Below are 18997 nucleotides of genomic sequence, written 5' to 3'. Positions count from 1 at the left end.
CTTGACATTCTTGCCCCAAAACGATAATATAACCTATGGTATTGTTTTTTTAACTCCACGATAAGCCCCGGAAACTTATTGTGATAATGACAATAGATCATGACTGTGTTTTTGTGAATATTTTTTAGGAGGGTAACTCATGCGTACGACTTATATGGCAAAAGCAAACGACGTTGAACGTAAATGGTACGTAGTGGATGCTGAAGGCAAGACCCTTGGGCGCCTCGCTTCTGAAGTGGCATCCATTTTACGCGGCAAACATAAACCAACTTTCACACCGCACGTGGATACGGGCGATCATGTGATCATCCTGAATGCTTCTAAAGTAGAATTGACAGGCAAAAAACTGGAAGACAAAATTTACTACCGCCACAGCCAGTTTGCAGGCGGTTTGAAACAACGTACAGCAGGCGAAATGCGAACGAAATATCCGGAAAAAATGCTGGAACTGGCTATTAAAGGCATGCTTCCGAAAGGTTCTCTTGGACGCCAAATGTTTAAAAAATTACATGTGTATGCTGGTACAGAGCATCCGCATGAAGCACAAAAACCGGAAGTTTACGAACTTCGCGGATAATTTTAAAAGGAGGGCATTATTTTGGCACAAGTACAATACGCCGGAACTGGACGCCGCAAAAGTTCTGTTGCACGTGTCCGCTTAGTTCCTGGAAATGGCAATATTACGGTGAACGGGCGTGATGTAAAAGATTACATTCCGTTCGAAGCTTTAGTTGAAGTGATTAAACAACCATTGAATATAACAGAAACAAACGGCAGCTACGATGTTCTCGTAAACGTAAGAGGCGGCGGTTTCACAGGCCAAGCTGGCGCAATCCGCCACGGTATTGCCCGCGCATTGCTGCAGGCTGATCCTGAATACCGTGCAGTGTTAAAACGCGCAGGCCTTCTGACACGTGACGCCCGTATGAAAGAACGGAAGAAATACGGTCTCAAAGGCGCTCGTCGTGCACCTCAGTTCTCGAAACGTTAAATTATTGGCATTTCAAAGGCTCTCTTCACTTATGTGGGGAGGGTCTTTTTTATGTCCAAAAAAACCCGTGACCACATGTGACGCAGCAAATGCAAGAAGACTGTTATAACAATAAACTTCCGTACCGAAAAGATTCGAGAGGAGATAGTTCATATCTTAGATATTCAAGCAATACTGGGACAAGTTGCTCCTTGTAGATTGAAAAGGGTGATCCGGCATAATTTACCGGATTGCAACGTATGAATATATTAGTTTGAAGTTTATTTGTGAAGGGTGATCACATGGATGAAGCAACAAACGACAGGAAGAAAGTGAGCGTGAATAGAAAGGATGAGCAACTAGAACAGTTCCGTGTTAACAATGTAGGTAAGAAACTTACAACCAATGAGTCGGTAAAGATTTCAAATGATGAACAGACTTTAAAAGCTGGAGTCCGCGGCCCTACATTAATGGAGGACTTTTATTTTTTTGAAAAACAGATGCATTTTGACCATGAACGGATACCGGAAAGAGTTGTTCAAGCAAGAGGTTTCGGGGCACATGGGGAATTTGAATTGTATAAGTCAATGAAACAATATACAAAAGCTTGCTTTCTACAGAAACCCGGGGAAAAGACACCCGTATTTGTTAGATTTTCCAACATGCAAGGAAATAAAGGGTCAAGTGATACGACATTGGGTCCACGCGGCTTTTCAACTAAGTTTTATACAACAGAAGGGAATTACGATTTATTAGCGCTCTCATTCCCTGTATTCATTCTTAACGATGCCTTTAAGTTAGCGGATGCGATACATGCGCTTAATCCGGAGCCACATAATGATATCCCACAAGCCTCACCCGCTCATGATAATTTTTGGGATTTTGTTGCCAATAATCAAGCTTCTGCTCATTTCATTATGTGGGCAATGTCTGATCGAACCGCTCCCAGAAGTTGGCGAATGATGCAAGGGTTCAGTATTAATACCTTTCGATTTGTAAACGATGATGGAAAAGCTACTTTTGTAAGATTTCAATGGAAGCCTGTCCTTGGCGTTCATTCATTACTAATCGATGAAGCGCAAATTATTGGTGGGGTGGACCCCGACTTCCATCGAAGAGACCTGTGGGAGTCCATTGAGCTTGGAGCTTACCCTGTATTTGAATTAGGTGTACAAATGATTGATGAGGATGATGAATTTAAGTATGGTTTCGATATTTTAGACCCTACCAAATTATGGCCGGAAGAAATGGTTCCCGTAGAAATTATCGGGAAAATGACATTAAATAAAAATGTTGATAATTTCTTTGCGGAGGTAGAACAGGTAGCGTTTAATCCAGCAAATGTGATCCCGGGAATAGATTTTTCCAATGATCCGGTTTTACAAGGCAGATTATTTGCTTATCGTGATACACAAATGCACCGACTTGGCGGGCCAAACTTCAATGAAATACCGATCAATCGTCCCATCTGCCCGGTTCACAATAACCAGCAAGGCGGGTATATGCAACAAAAAATCAATGTTGGAAAAATAAACTATCATAAAAATTCCTTAGCGCATAATACTCCTGCCACTTCCAGTCCGGCAGAAGGCGGGTATGTGCATTACAAGGAGAAGGTAGAGGGGCACAAGATTAAAGCGGAAAGCAAATCGTTTAAAGATTACTTTTCGCAGGCCAGACTGGTTTGGAATAGTATGTCGTCTGTTGAGAAGCAGCATATTACACAAGCATTTTGCTTTCAGCTCGGAAACGTGAAAAGCCAATCAGTTCGCCAGCAAGTCGTTGATATGTTTGCCAATGTTGATGAAGGTTTGGCAACCACTATTGCTGAATATGTTGGTGTGAATCGTCCGAGCGGGGTGCAAGTTCCAGTTACAGCAAGTTCCCCGGCTCTTAGCATGATGAATACGCCAAAATATCCATATTCGCTTAAAGTGGGCGTTCTAATCGGCAATCATTTTAATGGGAAAGAGGTAAAAACTGTCATTGGTCTCTTGCGGAAATATGGTGTTTTTATCGACTTTGTTGGCGAAAAGTTTGGAACGGTGACAGGGACAGATGGCACGAGATTCAAAGTGAATAAAACATTTCTAACAACAAATCCCAACCTGTTTGATTCACTCTATATCGTTGGCGGAAGTTCCGGAAATGAAACAAGGTTCAGTCAGCATATCATGCGTTTTGTAAGTGAAGCATACAAACATTATAAACCGATTGGTGTTGCAACAACTGCACATACTTATATGAAAGCAACAGAGAAGAATAACTTACTCGGGGTCGTTTTTGCCGCAAATAATCCTTACTTCGGTGAGGAGTTTGTCGCTGCTATCGCTCAGCAACGTTTTTGGAATAGAAAATAATATAGTTATTTATATGGGGGCACGCTCGTTCTAGCCTCTCCTGAATAATAATTGAGCATATAAATATTTTGTAAAGATGATAAAATTGATAATCCTTCGACTACATTTTAAACATCAACCATAAAAAAACAGCAAAGCCGCCGCAAGCAGCGGCTTTGCCCTCTCTCCCGCCATTATGGCACCAGTTCTTTTATTTCTTTCCCGTCCACAAAGAAAGGCGCAGGCACGTTCATCATCCGGTAAAGCGTCGGGGCAATGTCGATTAAAGAAAGCCGGCGCGATACCTTTTTATGCGGAATGTCCTTTCCGTATGCAAGCAGAACCGGGCGCAGATCACTCCTTTCCGGGTTGCCACCGTGGTTTCTAAGTTCGGACGGGGCATGGAAAGAGGAAGAGATGTCCGAATCCATCATGTAACCTCTCGCTGCGACAAGCGTCACATCACCGGCATGCGGGTGGTGAAACCACTCACTTTTTTTGCTTTGCGCTTTGATCACGGACTCGTACGGCCGGGCCGGGTCATTTTTTACCGTATCATACAGGGACGATATGGTTTCTTTTGTAGTGGACCAGCTGCTATGCCCGTTTGTTATGCCTTGCCACCAGTCCGAAAGATAGAAACCCGCCAGTTTGGATTTTGAAGCAAGGATGCGTGGATCGCGGACAGACGAAAAGATTTTTGCCACCTCCTGCTGCACATTCCCGTAATCTTGTTTAGAAACAATTCCGCCTTTCTCACTTCCTTTCAAATTGATGTAGACATGGGCCATCGTGCCGGAAGCAACTGCATACGCTTTTGTCCGGTTCAAATCAATTTCTCCGTTTTTCTTTAAAACAAGCAGACCGTGTTTTTTAAGCTCGTAATTCGGAGAGAGCCCAGTGTGCATCGGTTCCATGCCGTGGTCTGACACAACAAACAATTTGTCATTTTCCCCGAGTGACTGCAATGTTTTTCCAACTGTATGGTCGGCCAATTGATACGCCCAACGGACCCGGGCCGCATATGTTTTTGCTTTTTTATCGGAATAGCCGGGCTGGCGCGGGTCTGTTGACAAATAGGCATGTTCTTCATGGTCGATTTGCGGCTCATAAAACATGAGCAGATCCGGTTTATAGCGATCCTTAATGAATAAGGAGACATTTTGCACCCATTGGGCAAAGCGGGTGGAGATGTCTTCATATTCTGTCCGGGTAATCCAGCCTTTTTTGAAGGCAGCCAAGTCTTCATCCACAGGGAAAAATCCGAACAGGCTGTTTATCGTTTTGGCAAAATCCCCCGGTCCCTTGATTGCGGCAGATGTGACCGCTGTCCGGTACATTTCCGCTTTCGACAGGGTGCGGTCGGTTTTTTTCATCTTGAACCAGAAGCCGGCCGGTTGATGATTTTCATTTAACGTGAAACTGCCCCATTGATTGACACCCACTCGCGCATCTTTATCTTCAATCGTTTTGTTGTCCGAAAAATAGAAAAGGTCATACGCATCATGGTGAAGAGCGGCAGCCAGCACATGAATGGTCCGGTTCTTTGCTCCCTTAAGTTTTAACCGGTAAACGGCTTCTTTTAGCGGTTTCCGGCTTTTCGGGGCATTGTTCCATCCTTTGGCGGGACGGAATGTAAGATGGACAAGGTCACTTTTTGCAAAAGTATCCTTGTAATAGATGGCGTAATCGGCATGCGCCTTTGAAACTTCCGGGTTGGAGCCGGGAAAGCAGATCGTCGCCGTCACTTTTCCGTGTTTCCGTCCTTCAGACCAGATGGCCGGAACGTCCAACGCAGACCAGAAGGCATCCTCTGTGTCCGTCAGTTTAAAATTTTTATTGTGAAATGCATTGCTGACCAGGCCGGTTTTTTCCGGTTTGGCCCCTGTTGCAATGGAAGCATGGGAGGCGGCGGTGAGGGACGGATAAACCGCTGTAATGTCTTTGGCATCAAATCCATGCTTCATAATTTTGTTTAAATGCGGCAGTTCCTTTTTATGTTCGTGGACATAATCGTTTTTCATGCCGTCAAAAGACACGACAACAATGGTCCCTTTTTCAGATGCAGCCAGGGGTCGGCCCGGAACAAGCGCACAAAGGAGGGCGGCCGGCAGGATGTACTGAAGCAAACGGCTGAATCGTTTCATGGACCTTCCTTCCTTCCTTTCTTATATGTACTGTCAGCATTCTATTTTCCCTTGATGGCTGCAGGTAAACAAAGCGCGGAAACAGGGAAGCTAAGGCACTGGCTAACTTGTTCATCATTTTTTAAGCATCTTCATAATGGAATTGCGATCTCCGCCAGCGGCAACTTAGGACCCATTCTCCATCCGAACTTACGGATTAAAGCGGATCATTTTTTCACACGAAGAACGGTTTGATCATACACTTGATTGTCACTTTAAATTGCCGGCACCTTTCATTTGCCATAGCTGGAAGACGAAACGAAGCTGAGGCAGAAAATCAATCTTTTCTTCCCCCGGCACTGCAAACAAGCCTTGACGATTTGATGCAGCGTGTAGACATCACGGAGATACTTGCTTGCCCTTGAAGGAAGTCTTTCAGTCCAGGGCATATCATGAGCGGTCGAGAAGCTATACCAGGATTATTTAAATGATTACGGCGAGCTGTACCGTGATCCGCCAAGATCTGCAAAAAAATAAATGCAAAAATAATCTGTTTAATGCTAAAATAAATATTACGGAAGTATTCCAATTGTTTTTATAGGAAAAATGCAAACGAGTGGAGGAAATTGGAACATGGCTTTTTCAACGAGCATCCCGCACGGCGGTATATTGGTAAACCGGGAAAACCACAGTGCGGAAGCTTTAAAACAGGCAGAACAATTACCGGCATTAACCGTTTCCGACTGGAGCATCTCCGACCTGGAACTGATCGGTATCGGCGGCTTCAGCCCGCTGACCGGGTTTATGGGGAAGCAGGATTATGAAACGGTTGTGGAAAATATGCGGCTTTCAAACGGCCTTATCTGGAGTATTCCGATCACGCTTCCCGTAACAGAAGAGGAAGCGGAAAGGTTTGAAACCGGCGAAACGCTCGCATTAAAAGGTGCAGACGGCGTGATCTACGGCACGCTCACACTGGAAGAAAAGTATACAGTGGACAAAGAACGGGAAGCAAGGCTCGTGTACGGGACAACCGACCCGGCGCACCCCGGCGTTAAACGCTTATATGAAAACGGGGATGTGTATCTTGCAGGGCCGGTTACGCTTTTAAACCGCCCGAATCATGACGAGTTTGCCGCTTATTATAAAGATCCGAAAGAAACAAGGGCATTGTTCGCATCCCTCGGCTGGAAAACGATTGTCGGCTTCCAGACGCGCAACCCGGTCCACCGCGCCCATGAATACATTCAGAAAAGCGCGCTTGAAATCGTTGACGGGCTGCTTTTAAACCCGCTTGTCGGCGAGACAAAAAGCGATGATATTCCGGCGGATATCCGGATGGAAAGTTACGAAGTGATTTTGAAACATTATTATCCAAAAGATCGTGTGCGCCTTGTTATTTACCCTGCCGCCATGCGCTATGCAGGCCCGCGGGAAGCAATCCTGCATGCGCTCGTCCGTAAAAATTACGGCTGCACCCATTTCATTGTCGGCCGGGACCATGCCGGTGTCGGCGATTATTATGGGACGTATGAAGCACAGGAACTGATCAGCACTGTGGAGCAGGAACTGGGCATCACCATTTTAAAATTTGAGCATGCGTTTTACTGCACGAAATGCGGCAATATGGCCACAACGAAAACCTGTCCGCACGGAAAAGAAGACCATATTCATTTGAGCGGGACAAAAGTGCGCGAAATGCTGCGCGTCGGCCAAAAACCGCCGAAAGAATTTTCCCGGCCGGAAGTGGCAGAAGTGCTGATCAAAGGGATGAAAGTGCACAATTAAACGTCCACAAATCACAAGGAGGGAACCGGCCGCATGGCGAAAGCAACCAATATCACATGGCATGAAACCAAAATTAAAAAGGAAGACCGCCGGAGGTTAAACGGGCACTCCAGCGCAGTCCTCTGGTTTACCGGGTTATCCGGTGCGGGGAAATCCACGCTGTCCGTCGCCGTTGAACAGGAACTCCACAGGCGGGGGATCCGCACGTATATCCTTGATGGCGATAATATCCGCCACGGGTTGAATAAAAATCTCGGGTTTTCCCCGGAAGACCGGAAAGAAAATATCCGCCGCATCGGAGAGGTGTCAAAACTGTTCGTGGATGCCGGCGTAATGGTGCTGACGGCGTTCATTTCACCGTACCGTGCTGACAGGGACATGGTGCGCGAACTGGTCGAAGACAATGAATTCGTAGAGATTTACGTGAATTGCCCGCTGGAAGCATGTGAACAGCGGGACCCGAAAGGCTTATACAAAAAAGCCCGCAATGGGGAAATACAAAATTTTACCGGTATAGATGCCCCTTATGAAGCCCCGGAACATCCGGAACTTGTCGTGGAAACCGACAAACAGCCGCTGGAACAGTCTGTCGGGCAGGTGATCCGCTTTTTGGAAGAAAAAGGGTACATCGAAAAGTAGCCGGTTTTATAAACGGCAAACGTGCAGCAGGTGCAAGACCTTGCTGCACGTTTTTCTACATAGGGATGTAAGATTATGCAACAAAATGCTGGAAATATGCAAAATCCTGTTTTCATCCGGAATTTTTTGTGCTATGGTATGGACGTTGTGATTTATTTTAACCAGATGCGTATGATAGATAAATGGAGATGAACATACGATGGCAACACAAAAATCCGGCCTGAAACGGCGTTTAAAGGCGCGGCATCTGACCATGATATCACTCGGCGGCTCGATCGGGACCGGGCTTTTTCTCGGAAGCGGCGCCGCGATTTACCAGGCGGGCCCGGGGGGAGCGCTGCTTGCCTATTTGGTTATCGGTGTGATGGTCTATTTTATTATGACAAGCCTCGGGGAACTGGCTTCATTTATGCCGACAAGCGGGGCATTCAGTACGTATGCAACCCGCTTTATTGATCCGGCGCTCGGTTTTGCGCTCGGCTGGAATTACTGGTACAGCTGGGCCATTTGTCTTGCAGCGGAACTGTCGGCATCGACGCTGGTCATGAAATTTTGGTTTCCGCACAGCCCCAGCTGGTTGTGGAGCGGCCTGTTTTTGCTCGTGATTTTTCTTTTGAACATTTTGTCCGTGAGAGGCTATGGCGAAGGAGAGTACTGGTTTTCCTTTGTCAAAGTGGCGACCATTATCCTTTTTATTGTTACCGGCTTTTTGATGATATTTGGCATATTGGGCGGGGCACCGGCCGGCTTTAAAAACTTTACAATCGGGGATGCGCCTTTCCACGGTGGTGCGCTTGCCGTGCTTGGCGTGTTCATTACAGCCGGATTTTCATTCCAGGGGACGGAAATTGTCGGCGTTGCAGCCGGGGAAAGCGAGAATCCGCGCAAAAACGTGCCGAAAGCAATCAAAAGCATTTTCTGGCGCATTTTGTTGTTTTATGTCCTTGCAATTCTTGTCATCGGGCTGATTATCCCTTATACGACAAAAAGTTTGCAAAGTACGGATGTAATGGTGAGCCCGTTTACGCTTGTCTTTAAAAAAGCGGGGCTTGCATTTGCTGCATCCCTGATGAATGCGGTCATTTTAACGGCTGTGCTGTCGGCGGGAAACTCGAGCCTGTATGCTTCCACAAGGATTTTGTATGCAATGGCCCATGAAGGCCAGGCGCCGAAGTTTTTCGGCAAACTGAACAAACGCGGTGTGCCGGTCGCAGCCCTTGTTGCCACGGCCATTGTCGGCGCGCTTGCATTTCTCGCATCCGCATTCGGGGACGGCGCCATTTATATCTGGCTGTTGAATGCAGCGGGCGTCACGGGCTTTATTTTCTGGCTCGGGATTGCCGCCAGCCATTACCGTTTCCGGAAAGCGTATCTCGCCCAGGGACGTTCACTTGACGATCTCCCTTACCATGCGAAATGGTACCCGTTCGGCCCGATTTTTGCGCTGATTGTCGGCGTGATCGTTATTCTTGCGCAGGATTATCAGGCATTCCTCGGCGGCCGTATCGACTGGATGAGCGCCATTGCCGCGTATCTCGGCATCCCGCTTTTTGCCATCATGTGGCTCGGCTACAAGCTCGTAAAGCGGACAAAAGTCATCCCGCTTGAGGCATGCCGGATTGATGACCGGGGATTTGACCAGGAGCCGGAGCATACTGAAAAAAAGGATGCGCGCTCCTGAGCGGTGTGTTGGCTTAAAGCGCGCGCCCATGTTGCGATATCGATTCCTTGTTTGGAAATCATTATAAAGTATCGACGCCTCTACGCCCGCGTACAATACCGGTAAGGAGTGGGTAGAGATGAATGAAGTCATTACCACCCTGTCTGCGAAAAGACGGGAGAGGCAAATGAAGGCGGAACGCAATTTGCTCCGCGAACTGCCGGTTGAAGTGCTGAAGAAAAGCTTCCAGTCCCATTTCGGTTCGTTCCGGATCAACGGGGGAGCGTGGATGGAGCAGGGGATCGAAGAAGGGTGTTACGATGTCGCCATTGAAGCCTATTTATTGGGCGGCCATTACAGCCGGTTCGGGTATTACGGCGAGCCGGCCGAGCAGGCAAAGAAACGGTGCGAAACCGAATTAAAGCATATTACAGATACTCTGTACAATTTTTGGCTTTATTGGACATTCGGCAATGATACGATGCAGGAGTCCATTTACTATACATGCGAGCAGTTTGCCGACTACTTTTGGTCTTACGGCTTTAAAAAAGGCGAACAAAGGCGGAAACTGCGGCTTCATTAGGGGATGCCCGTTTTGCGGCTCCCTTTTTTGCAGTTCTATTTTCCTCCCTTGTCCCATAACTTTTCAATAAGGACAGGGAGAGGGAGATTGTGATGAAACGGAAAATCAAAATTGCGGGGTTTCTGCTTGGTGTCACCCTTTTATTTTTACTTGTGCAGTTTGAGTTTTTCCAAAAAGATACGTGGCGCCCGTGGAATCTGCCGCTTTCCGGGAAAATCATCTATCTGGATCCGGGGCACGGGGGGCCGGACGGCGGGGCAACGGGAGATGAAGTGCTGGAAAAAGATGTTGCCTTAAGTGTGGCGGCCAAAATCAAAGACTATCTTCAGCAGCAGGGCGCGCTTGTTATTATGACGCGCGAAACGGATACAGACCTTGCTGATAACGAGACAAAGGGCTACAGCCGCCGCAAAGTGGAGGATTTAAGAAAAAGGCTTTCCCTGATCAACGAGTCGGAAGCGGACCTTTTTATCAGCATCCATCTGAACGCTATTCCGCAATCGCAGTGGCACGGCGCCCAGACTTTTTACGCCCCGACTATGATTGAAAATAAAAGGATCGCCACGTTTATCCAGGCGGAGCTGGTCCGGAATCTCGAAAATACAAACCGGGCTTCCAAAACATTGTCCAATGTGTATTTGCTGAAGCATGCGAAAAAACCGGGCTGCCTTGTGGAAATCGGGTTTTTGTCCAATCCCGGGGAGCGGGAGCAATTAAAATCCGATGCGTACCAGACAAAGGTGGCGGCATCCATTTATGAAGGGATTATGCGCTACTTTACAAAAGAAAAGGACTTAAAGAACTGACAAGCATCCGGAGCCGTTCCAGCGCAAAACACTGCCATTGTATGGTATACTGGAATCAAGCTGGAAACGACTTCATTTTAAGGATGGTGTAGAAAATGTTGACGGAACAACAGGTTTACGACGTGTTAAAAGGGTTTGAAGATCCTTTTTTACATAAAACGCTGGAAGAAACAAAAGGGATCCTCGAAATCAAAATCAAAGAAGAGATCCAGCATGTCAGTGTCAAAGTAGCGATTGCCAAAACTGGTACAAGCGAACAGCTGCAGCTGCAGATGGCCATTGTGAAAGCATTGAAGGGGATTGGCGCGAATACAGTCGGCATCCGTTTCGGCGAACTGCCGAAAGAAACGCTCGACCGGTTCCGCGATTTGTTGCAGGAAGACAACAAAAACCCGCTCGGCTCCGCCAAAACGGAATTTATCGCCATTGCAAGCGGCAAGGGCGGCGTTGGGAAATCGACCGTTTCCGTCAATTTGGCGGTTGCACTCGCCCGCCTTGGGAAAAAGGTCGGCCTGATTGATGCCGATATTTACGGATTCAGCGTGCCGGACATGATGGGCATTATGCAGCGTCCGGTTGTCCGCGGAGAAAGAATTATCCCGGTGGAACGGTTCGGGGTCAAGGTCATTTCGATGGGCTTTTTTGTAGAAGACAATGCGCCGGTGATCTGGCGCGGGCCGATGCTTGGCAAAATGCTGAACAATTTCTTCCATGAAGTGGAATGGGGCAACCTCGATTATTTGCTGCTTGACTTGCCGCCGGGCACCGGGGATGTGGCGCTCGATATCCATTCGATGCTGCCGCGCTGCAATGAGATTATCGTGACAACCCCGCATCCGACTGCGGCTTTCGTTGCGGCACGGGCCGGCGCGATGGCACTCCGGACGGAACACAATTTGCTCGGTGTCATTGAAAATATGGCTTATTTTGAAAGCAAGGTGACCGGCGAACGCGAGTATGTATTTGGTCGCGGCGGCGGGGAAAAACTTGCCGAAGAATTGCGGACCGAAGTGCTCGGTCAGCTCCCGCTTCAGCAGCCGGACTGGAATGAACATGATTTCGCGCCGTCCATCTATGCCGAAGACCACCGGCTCGGAAAAATTTATACGGAAATCGCACAAAAAATTGTGGACAAGCTGAAAAAATAAATGTGGAAAGCGGCGGAGCCAAATCCCGCCGCTACTTTTTGTCTTTCATCGTTTTCGCCGCTTTCAGCAGACTGTCTTCCATTTTCGCTTTAAAAGCCGGGTCATTAAACGTATCGATGACAACCTCCTGCATGGTTTTCCGCATTTCTTTGCTCTTTAGCATCGTTTGCACTTCTTTTTCGTAAGCCGGGTCTTTTAAAATATCCATCATCATTGCCTGGTAATCCGGATCCTTCATCAAACTTTTCAACAGCGCTTTGTTTTCAGTTTTCATGCTGTCTGCAACCGCGGCGGCAAATTTCGGATCCTGCATGGCTTCTCTCCAAAAAGCCTTGCCTTTATCGGAAGTTAATGTTTGTTCGATCGCTTCTTTCATGTACGCCTTGTCAATGACCAGATTCTTTTTCATTCCGTCGCTTGTAATCACGTCCTGCAGCGCTTTTTTTCCTTCATCGGTTTTCAATATGTCAATGACCATTTTTTTCGTCTGGTTATAATCCGCTTGCCCGCCTGTTGAAGCCTCGCCCGAGCAGGCTGTAAGGGCAGCGCAAAGGCTGATCAGGAGCAAAACGGTTCTTGGTTTCATGCTTTTGGCTCCCTTCTTCATTCTATCTTTAATATGTGAAGTTCTTTTCGGATTATGCGCTCGGCGGGGAGGCTTAAAAGCACTGGAATTTTTTCCCGGGACCGGAGCCTGATCGTGCTACAGCTCTGCAAAAACCGGCTTCATCGTGCGGATTGGTAAAACAGTACAGTTGGGAAAGCCGGCATGATGTGCTGGATTTTTCTCATGATTCTCTGTTACAATAAAGGTACTTTAAAGGCAAAGGGGGATGGGGATTGACAAGCCGGAACTGGGTTCGTTTCTTTTTTGCCGCTCTTGCCATCGGAGGGGTGTCGGCCGGGATTCTCGGGTTTTTCGTCCGCTGGCCGGAAATGGCGCCTTATTTTGCCCATGCGGATCTTTTGTCCATCGCTGGCGCGTTTTTCTGGTTTGCGGGGTTGGGCTTGATTTTCAGTCTTGTCAGTCAGGTAGGTTTCTTCGCCTGGTTAACCGTGCACCAGCTCGGGCTTGACATTTTCCGTTCGCGGCTTGTTTGGCAGGCCATTCAGCTTGTTGCAGCCTGTTATGTACTGTTCGATTTTGTGTACTTCCGCGCGGATACCCGCCAGTCCCTGCTGTTTGCAGCACTGATCCTTGTGTCCGCGTTTGTGGCGGCAGCTGCTAAGACGAAGCAGGCAAAAAGTGCAGGGGCTTTTATTCCTGCCTTGTTTTTCATGGTGGCAGTGACCATTCTCGAGTGGGTGCCAGCTTTGCGTGTCAATAGCATATCCTCGCTTTATCTTATGCTTTTCCCGCTTCTCATCTGCAATGCTTACCAGCTGCTTGCGCTTCCACATTTTTTAAAGCGCTCCCAAAAGGAAAAAGAGGAAAAAGCAGCATTGCGCAAGATCGCAGAAGAAAAGACGGCAAACTAAAACCGGAGCCTGATGGGGTATCCGGTTTTTGCTGTCTGGGCAGTAAATGCATAAAAATTTTCTCAGCTGGCAATAGACACGATAACAGTGGGAACGCTTGAAACGCCCGCGGCCCATGAAAAAAGCAATAGAAGAGTCCATGGCTTCTGCTCCATACGACACAGAGCACCGGATGATTCCATTTTTGCAACCGCAGCATTTTTCCGGTAAAGGATGCCGCGGCCGGAATCCATGGTTCATGACCGCGGTTTCGATCATTTTTGAAACCAGTCGGCCCCTTTGTCCATATGGAGGAAGGGGATATCCGTATCCACTTCGCCGGTGATCTTTTCAATGGGCAAGTCTTCTCCTGACAGCCATTTGGCAAAGTCAATTTTCACCGGCTAGCAGTCACCGCCTAAAGCGAACCAGGCTTCCATTTGCTTTAGCAGGTAAGCGGAAGTATGGATTGTGCCCGCCCAGCTAGCGTATAGTTCTGAAAAAACGCCTTTATCCCGGCTATTTAATAATTGAAACGCGTCCCGGGCGCTGGATAGATGCCCTTTTTCCTGTTCCAAAATGGCGGTTCTGCGCATCGAATCGCTGAGATGATGCCGGTTTTCTTTGCTGAGGGTTTCAAAATGATTGGTGCAAATATCTCCGTTCCGCACGGCGACCGCGCGCGGAGAGGCTTCGACAATCCGGGTTTCCCCGCTTTTATCATAAACGACATAGCTGAATGAATGGCGGTGCGGAATTTCTTTTAACATGGCAACGGCTTCGTCAATATTTACGCATGATTCCAGTAGCAGCCTGCCAATCATGCAGCAAATAAACCCGTCGCCGGGACTTTTTCGATGGATAAACGTATAGCCGATGGCGAGCCCTTTTTCATTCATGCCGTCCATCCGCCCGGTGACGCGCTGGCTCGGCCCGGCAATCGCGTACCCCTGGTCGGTTGGCTGGTACAGGACATAGCGTCCTTCATAGGTTTTAGGATGGTAATCATAGTTGCGGATGAGATAGCCATCGCCTGTTAAAATCGAGCAGCCTGATTTTGTGTAATCCACCCGGTAGCCGCCAAATTCCTGCAAAACTTTTTCCATCGGCCATTTCAGTGCTTCCTGCAATCCGCACAACTCGTCCCAGATTCCGGGTGCAAAGCGGGTGATTGCGTCTTTCGTTTCGTTAAGGTCGATTACAAACCGCGGTTTTCTGACTTTCCATTGATTGTCGCGGTTTTGGATGGAAAGGGATTCTTTTAATGCAAGCCCCTGCATATAACCGAATTTTTCATGTGACCCGCGAAATTGGACCACTGTGCTGAAAATTTGCTTCATTATTCCATTCACCTGCAAGCCCATTTGGATATCCTTTCATATCATTCATTTTAACACATTGTATTTCTCTTCTCCTAACAACGATATACCAAGTGGGCCTGTGGCTTTAAGGAATCACTTTCGTTTCTGCTTTGCCGTTTGCAATCATTTCGGAAACGGTCACAAATTTTCCTTTATCCGACAAGTGGCGGATGATTTGCGGCAGGGCTTTGTTCGTCTGCTTTGCGGCATCAGAAGCGTGCAGCAGGATGATATCCCCGTTTTCGGCTGTGCTTGCTTTTTCAATAATTTTTGCGGTGCCCGGGTTTTTCCAGTCATCGGTGTTGACGCTCCAGTGAACCATTGTAAGCCCCAGTTGGTCCGCAATTTTTAATGCCGTTTTGTCAAAATGGCCGGTCGGGGAACGCAAAAGTTTTACATCCTTTATTTCAAGTTTTTTAAACACTTCTTGTGCCTTCTGCATATCATGCCGCACTTTAGCCGGTTCTTCATCCGTGTAATCCACATAGGCATAACCGAGGCTTCCGATCTCATATCCGGCTTTTTCAATCCTATTCACAATATCCGGGTGCTGTTCCGCCCACGCGCCTGACAGGAAAAAGGTTGCGGACTTTACGCCGTTTTTCTGCAGCGTTTTCAAGATAGGGACGGCTTTTTCATCGCCCCAGCCAATATTAAAAGTTAACGCAATGCCGTTTTCTCCTTTAAAAACGGCTTTCGGGGTGCCTTTTGCTGAAAAAGCTGCCGTCTGCGTCAGCGTTTGGGTATAGATCAATAAGGCAGTAAAAAACGAGACAATGACAATGAAAAGATACGGTTTCCAGTTTCGCGATTTCGTATGGTGCATGATTCAACCTCCCGTTAAAAACTGCACTTGTCTTATTGTATGCGCCATTTTTTCAGGATTATGCAAGGAAAAGTGCTGTGATATTTTCCTTAAATTTGGTAAAAATAGACGTACCATGAACAGAAAGGGTGCATGCGGGTGTTAGGTCTTGTCGTCCATGAAAAAGAGCTGCTGGAACTGCAGTATTTGTTGAAAAGAGAAATGGAAGAAATTTTACTTGACCTGAATGATGAGCGGATTGAGCGGGTCATCAAAAGGGCCATGAAAGAACGGTACCGGATTCTTTTTAAGCTCCTGACAAAAGTCGCGCCCCAAAGCGAATATGCCCAATTCGCCGTGTCCTATAGGCGGGAAATGAAACAGTAAAGAGCGGAGGCAGCCGCTCTTTTTTTTACGGTCTTTTGGAAAAGAAGAAGCGAAGAGCGTTCTGGAAAAAGGGAAATCACGGACCTTGACCGGAAAGAAGGACGCGAGTTGTCCCGGCCGCCCGGGTGAGCCGCACCCTTTTGATCGCGCTTTCACAAAAAGTCAATAGGCCTGGAAGAATAATTTTCCAGAAAAATAATTTGTCAAATAATATTCGACAGTTTTTAACCGAATTGTCACATGGCTCCTATCTGTACCATAAAAAGATTAAATATAATATAAGTGTAATGATAAAGTAACGGAAATATGGAAGAGGAGGGGATTTTGGGAAATGAGTGAAGTCATATTGGCACGGACCCAGTTTGCAACGACAACCTTGTTCCACTTCATTTTCGTGCCGCTTTCAATCGGATTGGCATTTATTGTCGCTGTCATGCAAACGCTTTACATGGTGAAAAAGAAAGAAATTTACAAGAAAATGACGAAGTTTTGGGGAACCTTTTTCCTCATCAACTTCGCAGTCGGAGTGGTGACCGGGATTATCCAGGAATTCCAATTCGGGATGAACTGGTCGACCTACTCGCGGTTCGTCGGGGACGTATTCGGCGCACCGCTTGCGATTGAAGCGCTGCTTGCGTTCTTTATGGAGTCGACTTTCATCGGCCTATGGATTTTCGGTTGGGACAGACTCCCGAAAAAACTGCATCTGGCCTGCATCTGGCTCGTCTCGATCGGAACGATGCTGTCGGCGCTCTGGATTATGGCCGCAAACTCGTTCATGCAAAATCCGGTCGGCTATACGATTCACAATGGCCGTGCCGAAATGAACAATTTTGCCGCCGTGCTGTTGAACCAAAAATTGCAGGTGGCTTACCCGCACATTATTTTCGGCAGCCTTGCCACCGGTGCGTTTTTCATCGCCGGCGTTTCGGCCTGGAATTTGATCAGGAAAAAAGAAGTGGCCTTTTTCAAACGGTCTGTTGCCATCGCACTTATCGTTGGTCTTCTCAGCGGGCTCGGCCTTGCCTTTTCCGGGCACAGCCAGGCACGTTATCTCATTAATGTCCAGCCGATGAAAATGGCTGCTGCGGAAGGCATCTGGCAAAACACCGGGGACCCTGCGCCGTGGACATTGTTTAGTGTCATTGATACGAAAAATAAAAAGTCGGAATACAGGGTGCAAATTCCGTACTTGCTGAGCTACTTATCCTATGGCAAATTTTCCGGATCTGTCAAAGGGATGAACGAGCTGCAAAAAGAATACACACAAAAATACGGGGCAGGCAATTATATTCCGCCTGTAAAAACAACGTTTTGGAGCTTCCGGATCATGGTTGCCACCGGCGGCATTATGATCCTGATGAGTTTGATCGGCCTGTACCTTGTCTGGAAGAAAAAAATTGAAAACAGCATGCGTTACTTGAAATGGCTGTTCCCTTGCATGTTTATCCCGACGATCGGCAACTCGTTCGGCTGGATTATGTCTGAAATGGGCCGGCAGCCATGGGTGGTAAACGGCTTGATGAAAACAAGTGCGGGCGTTTCGCCGAATGTTTCGGCCGGCGAGCTGCTGTTTTCACTGGTTGCGTTCTCGATTGTCTATACGCTGCTTGCCGTGGCAATGGCTTACCTGTTTATCCGCGTTATTAAACAGGGCCCGCAGGCAAAACCGATGGAAGACATTACTGCATCGGATCCTTTCAATACAAGGAGGGTTGTATAATGCAGTTAAATGAATTGTGGTTTTTGCTCGTTTGTGTGTTATTTGTCGGATTTGTATTTCTGGAAGGTTTTGATTTCGGAGTCGGGATGAGCACAAAATTCCTTGCCAAAAATGAGACGGAAAAACGGGTGCTCATTAATACGATCGGGCCGTTCTGGGATGCCAATGAAGTATGGCTCCTGACAGCGGGCGGCGCCATGTTTGCTGCTTTCCCGAACTGGTATGCCACGCTTTTTAGCGGCTATTACCTTGCCTTTGTCGTCCTGCTGCTTGCGCTTATTGCCAGAGGGGTTGCCTTTGAATTCCGCGGCAAACTCCAGGCAAGCAAATGGAAAGGTATTTGGGACTGGGCCATTTTGCTTGGAAGCCTCCTGCCGCCGTTTTTGCTTGGTGCTCTGTTTTCCGGGATGATCAAGGGGCTTCCGATTGACCGCTCGATGACGATGCATGCCGGATTTTTCGACATCGTCAACCTCTACACGATCGTCGGCGGGCTTGCTTTTGTCGCTCTTGTCTATCTGCATGGCCTGATGTTTATCCGTTTAAAAACGGATGGCGAAATCCGTGAACGTGCCGGAAAAGCCGCGATCAAAATGTATATCGCTACAGGCGCCGTCGTTGTCCTGTTTACCGTATTAACCGCTGTTTTTACAGACGCGTTTGTGAAACGGGGTGCCATTTTAATTCCGGTCTATGCCGTTGCCATCGTGCTTTATCTGGCACTGTATCCGCTTTTGCGGAATAAAAAAGAAGGATTGAGTTTTGCCGTAACCGGGTTGATTTTAATTCTTGTAACCGTCTCGTTTTTCATCGCACTTTTCCCGAACGTGCTGATCAGTTCAATGGGGGCGGCGAACAACTTGACGCTTTATAAAGCATCGTCAAGCCCGTATTCGTTAAAAATCATGACGATCGTCGCATGCACGATGGTACCGGTCGTGCTCGCTTACACGATTTGGAGTTACTACGTCTTCCGGAAACGGGTTACACCGCATGAATTGCATTATTAAAAAAGTTCAGGGGGCGGGGGTTAAAGATCGCCGTCCACTGCTCACCCGGGGAGCGGATTTCGGGCAAACCGGGTGTTTTCTTTTTCATTCGGCACCGTTTGGACGGGTGCGGAGAGAAGCAGATCAATACGGGAATAGGGAATGGATACTACTCCTGGAATGGAACCTTTTGGATGGGTACGGAGAGAAGCAGT

The 18997-nt window shown here is 47.6% G+C and carries 16 protein-coding genes and 1 pseudogene; 13 read left to right on the top strand and 4 right to left on the bottom strand.

Annotated elements, in window-relative coordinates:
- The first annotated feature begins 139 nt into the window (after window positions 1-139).
- The 3 genes from rplM to ABR335_RS16435 all read left to right on the top strand — a co-directional run bounded on the left by rplM (window position 140) and on the right by ABR335_RS16435 (window position 3330).
- Window positions 140-577 carry a 50S ribosomal protein L13 gene (rplM, locus tag ABR335_RS16445; RefSeq protein ID WP_014096480.1) on the top strand — a complete coding sequence of 146 codons (438 nt, stop codon included), beginning with the start codon at window positions 140-142 and terminating at the stop codon, window positions 575-577.
- Window positions 578-598: 21 nt separating this feature from the next.
- Window positions 599-991, top strand: a complete 393-nt coding sequence (rpsI, locus tag ABR335_RS16440; protein WP_013858111.1) for a 30S ribosomal protein S9 — start codon at window positions 599-601, stop codon at window positions 989-991.
- Between the two features lie 281 nt (window positions 992-1272).
- Complete coding sequence (locus ABR335_RS16435) at window positions 1273-3330, top strand: catalase (RefSeq protein ID WP_350346389.1); 2058 nt, start codon at window positions 1273-1275, stop codon at window positions 3328-3330.
- 173 nt (window positions 3331-3503) lie between these two features.
- Here ABR335_RS16435 and ABR335_RS16430 read toward each other — a convergent pair whose 3' ends face one another.
- On the bottom strand, window positions 3504-5456 hold the full coding sequence (locus ABR335_RS16430; RefSeq protein WP_014096478.1) for an alkaline phosphatase family protein: 1953 nt from the start codon (window positions 5454-5456) through the stop codon (window positions 3504-3506).
- Window positions 5457-6068: 612 nt separating this feature from the next.
- On the opposite strand from ABR335_RS16430, the gene sat reads away from it, so the two are divergent.
- From sat to ABR335_RS16400, 6 genes are all read left to right on the top strand, one after another.
- The gene (gene sat / locus ABR335_RS16425) at window positions 6069-7223 is read left to right on the top strand and encodes a sulfate adenylyltransferase (RefSeq protein ID WP_014096476.1); all 1155 of its coding nucleotides are present in this window, start codon (window positions 6069-6071) and stop codon (window positions 7221-7223) included.
- A gap of 33 nt (window positions 7224-7256) precedes the next feature.
- Entirely contained in the window at window positions 7257-7862 is a 606-nt protein-coding gene (gene cysC / locus ABR335_RS16420) for an adenylyl-sulfate kinase (RefSeq protein WP_014096475.1), read from the top strand.
- A gap of 199 nt (window positions 7863-8061) precedes the next feature.
- Entirely contained in the window at window positions 8062-9543 is a 1482-nt protein-coding gene (locus tag ABR335_RS16415; RefSeq protein ID WP_014096474.1) for an amino acid permease, read from the top strand.
- Between the two features lie 118 nt (window positions 9544-9661).
- Window positions 9662-10105 carry a YbaK family protein gene (locus ABR335_RS16410; RefSeq protein WP_014096473.1) on the top strand — a complete coding sequence of 148 codons (444 nt, stop codon included), beginning with the start codon at window positions 9662-9664 and terminating at the stop codon, window positions 10103-10105.
- A 92-nt stretch (window positions 10106-10197) separates the two neighbouring features.
- Window positions 10198-10911 carry an N-acetylmuramoyl-L-alanine amidase CwlD gene (gene cwlD, locus ABR335_RS16405; RefSeq protein WP_014096472.1) on the top strand — a complete coding sequence of 238 codons (714 nt, stop codon included), beginning with the start codon at window positions 10198-10200 and terminating at the stop codon, window positions 10909-10911.
- A gap of 95 nt (window positions 10912-11006) precedes the next feature.
- Window positions 11007-12059: an Mrp/NBP35 family ATP-binding protein gene (locus ABR335_RS16400; protein ID WP_014096471.1), complete on the top strand. Its 1053-nt coding sequence runs from the start codon at window positions 11007-11009 to the stop codon at window positions 12057-12059.
- Window positions 12060-12090: 31 nt separating this feature from the next.
- On the opposite strand, the gene gerD is transcribed toward ABR335_RS16400, so the two are convergent.
- Window positions 12091-12645, bottom strand: a complete 555-nt coding sequence (gerD, locus tag ABR335_RS16395; protein ID WP_014096470.1) for a spore germination lipoprotein GerD — start codon at window positions 12643-12645, stop codon at window positions 12091-12093.
- 254 nt (window positions 12646-12899) lie between these two features.
- Between gerD and ABR335_RS16390 the strand changes: the two genes are divergently transcribed.
- The gene (locus ABR335_RS16390) at window positions 12900-13538 is read left to right on the top strand and encodes a KinB-signaling pathway activation protein (protein ID WP_017551211.1); all 639 of its coding nucleotides are present in this window, start codon (window positions 12900-12902) and stop codon (window positions 13536-13538) included.
- Window positions 13539-13792: 254 nt separating this feature from the next.
- Here ABR335_RS16390 and ABR335_RS16385 read toward each other — a convergent pair.
- Together ABR335_RS16385 and ABR335_RS16380 are read right to left on the bottom strand one after the other, a co-directional pair.
- Window positions 13793-14857 (bottom strand): annotated as a pseudogene (locus ABR335_RS16385) (C45 family autoproteolytic acyltransferase/hydolase).
- Window positions 14858-14963: 106 nt separating this feature from the next.
- Entirely contained in the window at window positions 14964-15704 is a 741-nt protein-coding gene (locus ABR335_RS16380) for a polysaccharide deacetylase family protein (RefSeq protein ID WP_035189303.1), read from the bottom strand.
- Window positions 15705-15842: 138 nt separating this feature from the next.
- Between ABR335_RS16380 and ABR335_RS16375 the strand changes: the two genes are divergently transcribed.
- From ABR335_RS16375 to cydB, 3 genes are all read left to right on the top strand, one after another.
- Window positions 15843-16070, top strand: a complete 228-nt coding sequence (locus tag ABR335_RS16375) for a hypothetical protein (RefSeq protein WP_014096466.1) — start codon at window positions 15843-15845, stop codon at window positions 16068-16070.
- A gap of 331 nt (window positions 16071-16401) precedes the next feature.
- Window positions 16402-17793 carry a cytochrome ubiquinol oxidase subunit I gene (locus ABR335_RS16370; RefSeq protein ID WP_014096465.1) on the top strand — a complete coding sequence of 464 codons (1392 nt, stop codon included), beginning with the start codon at window positions 16402-16404 and terminating at the stop codon, window positions 17791-17793.
- On the top strand, window positions 17793-18803 hold the full coding sequence (cydB, locus tag ABR335_RS16365) for a cytochrome d ubiquinol oxidase subunit II (RefSeq protein ID WP_014096464.1): 1011 nt from the start codon (window positions 17793-17795) through the stop codon (window positions 18801-18803). The genes ABR335_RS16370 and cydB overlap by 1 nt, the downstream gene beginning before the upstream one ends.
- The last annotated feature ends 194 nt before the right edge of the window (window positions 18804-18997 follow it).

It is taken from the genome of Heyndrickxia faecalis (assembly GCF_040267745.1).
Classification (GTDB): domain Bacteria; phylum Bacillota; class Bacilli; order Bacillales; family Bacillaceae_C; genus Weizmannia; species Weizmannia faecalis.
The sequence above is the reverse complement of the archived record's forward strand: the minus strand, read 5'-3'. Positions and strand labels throughout refer to the sequence as shown.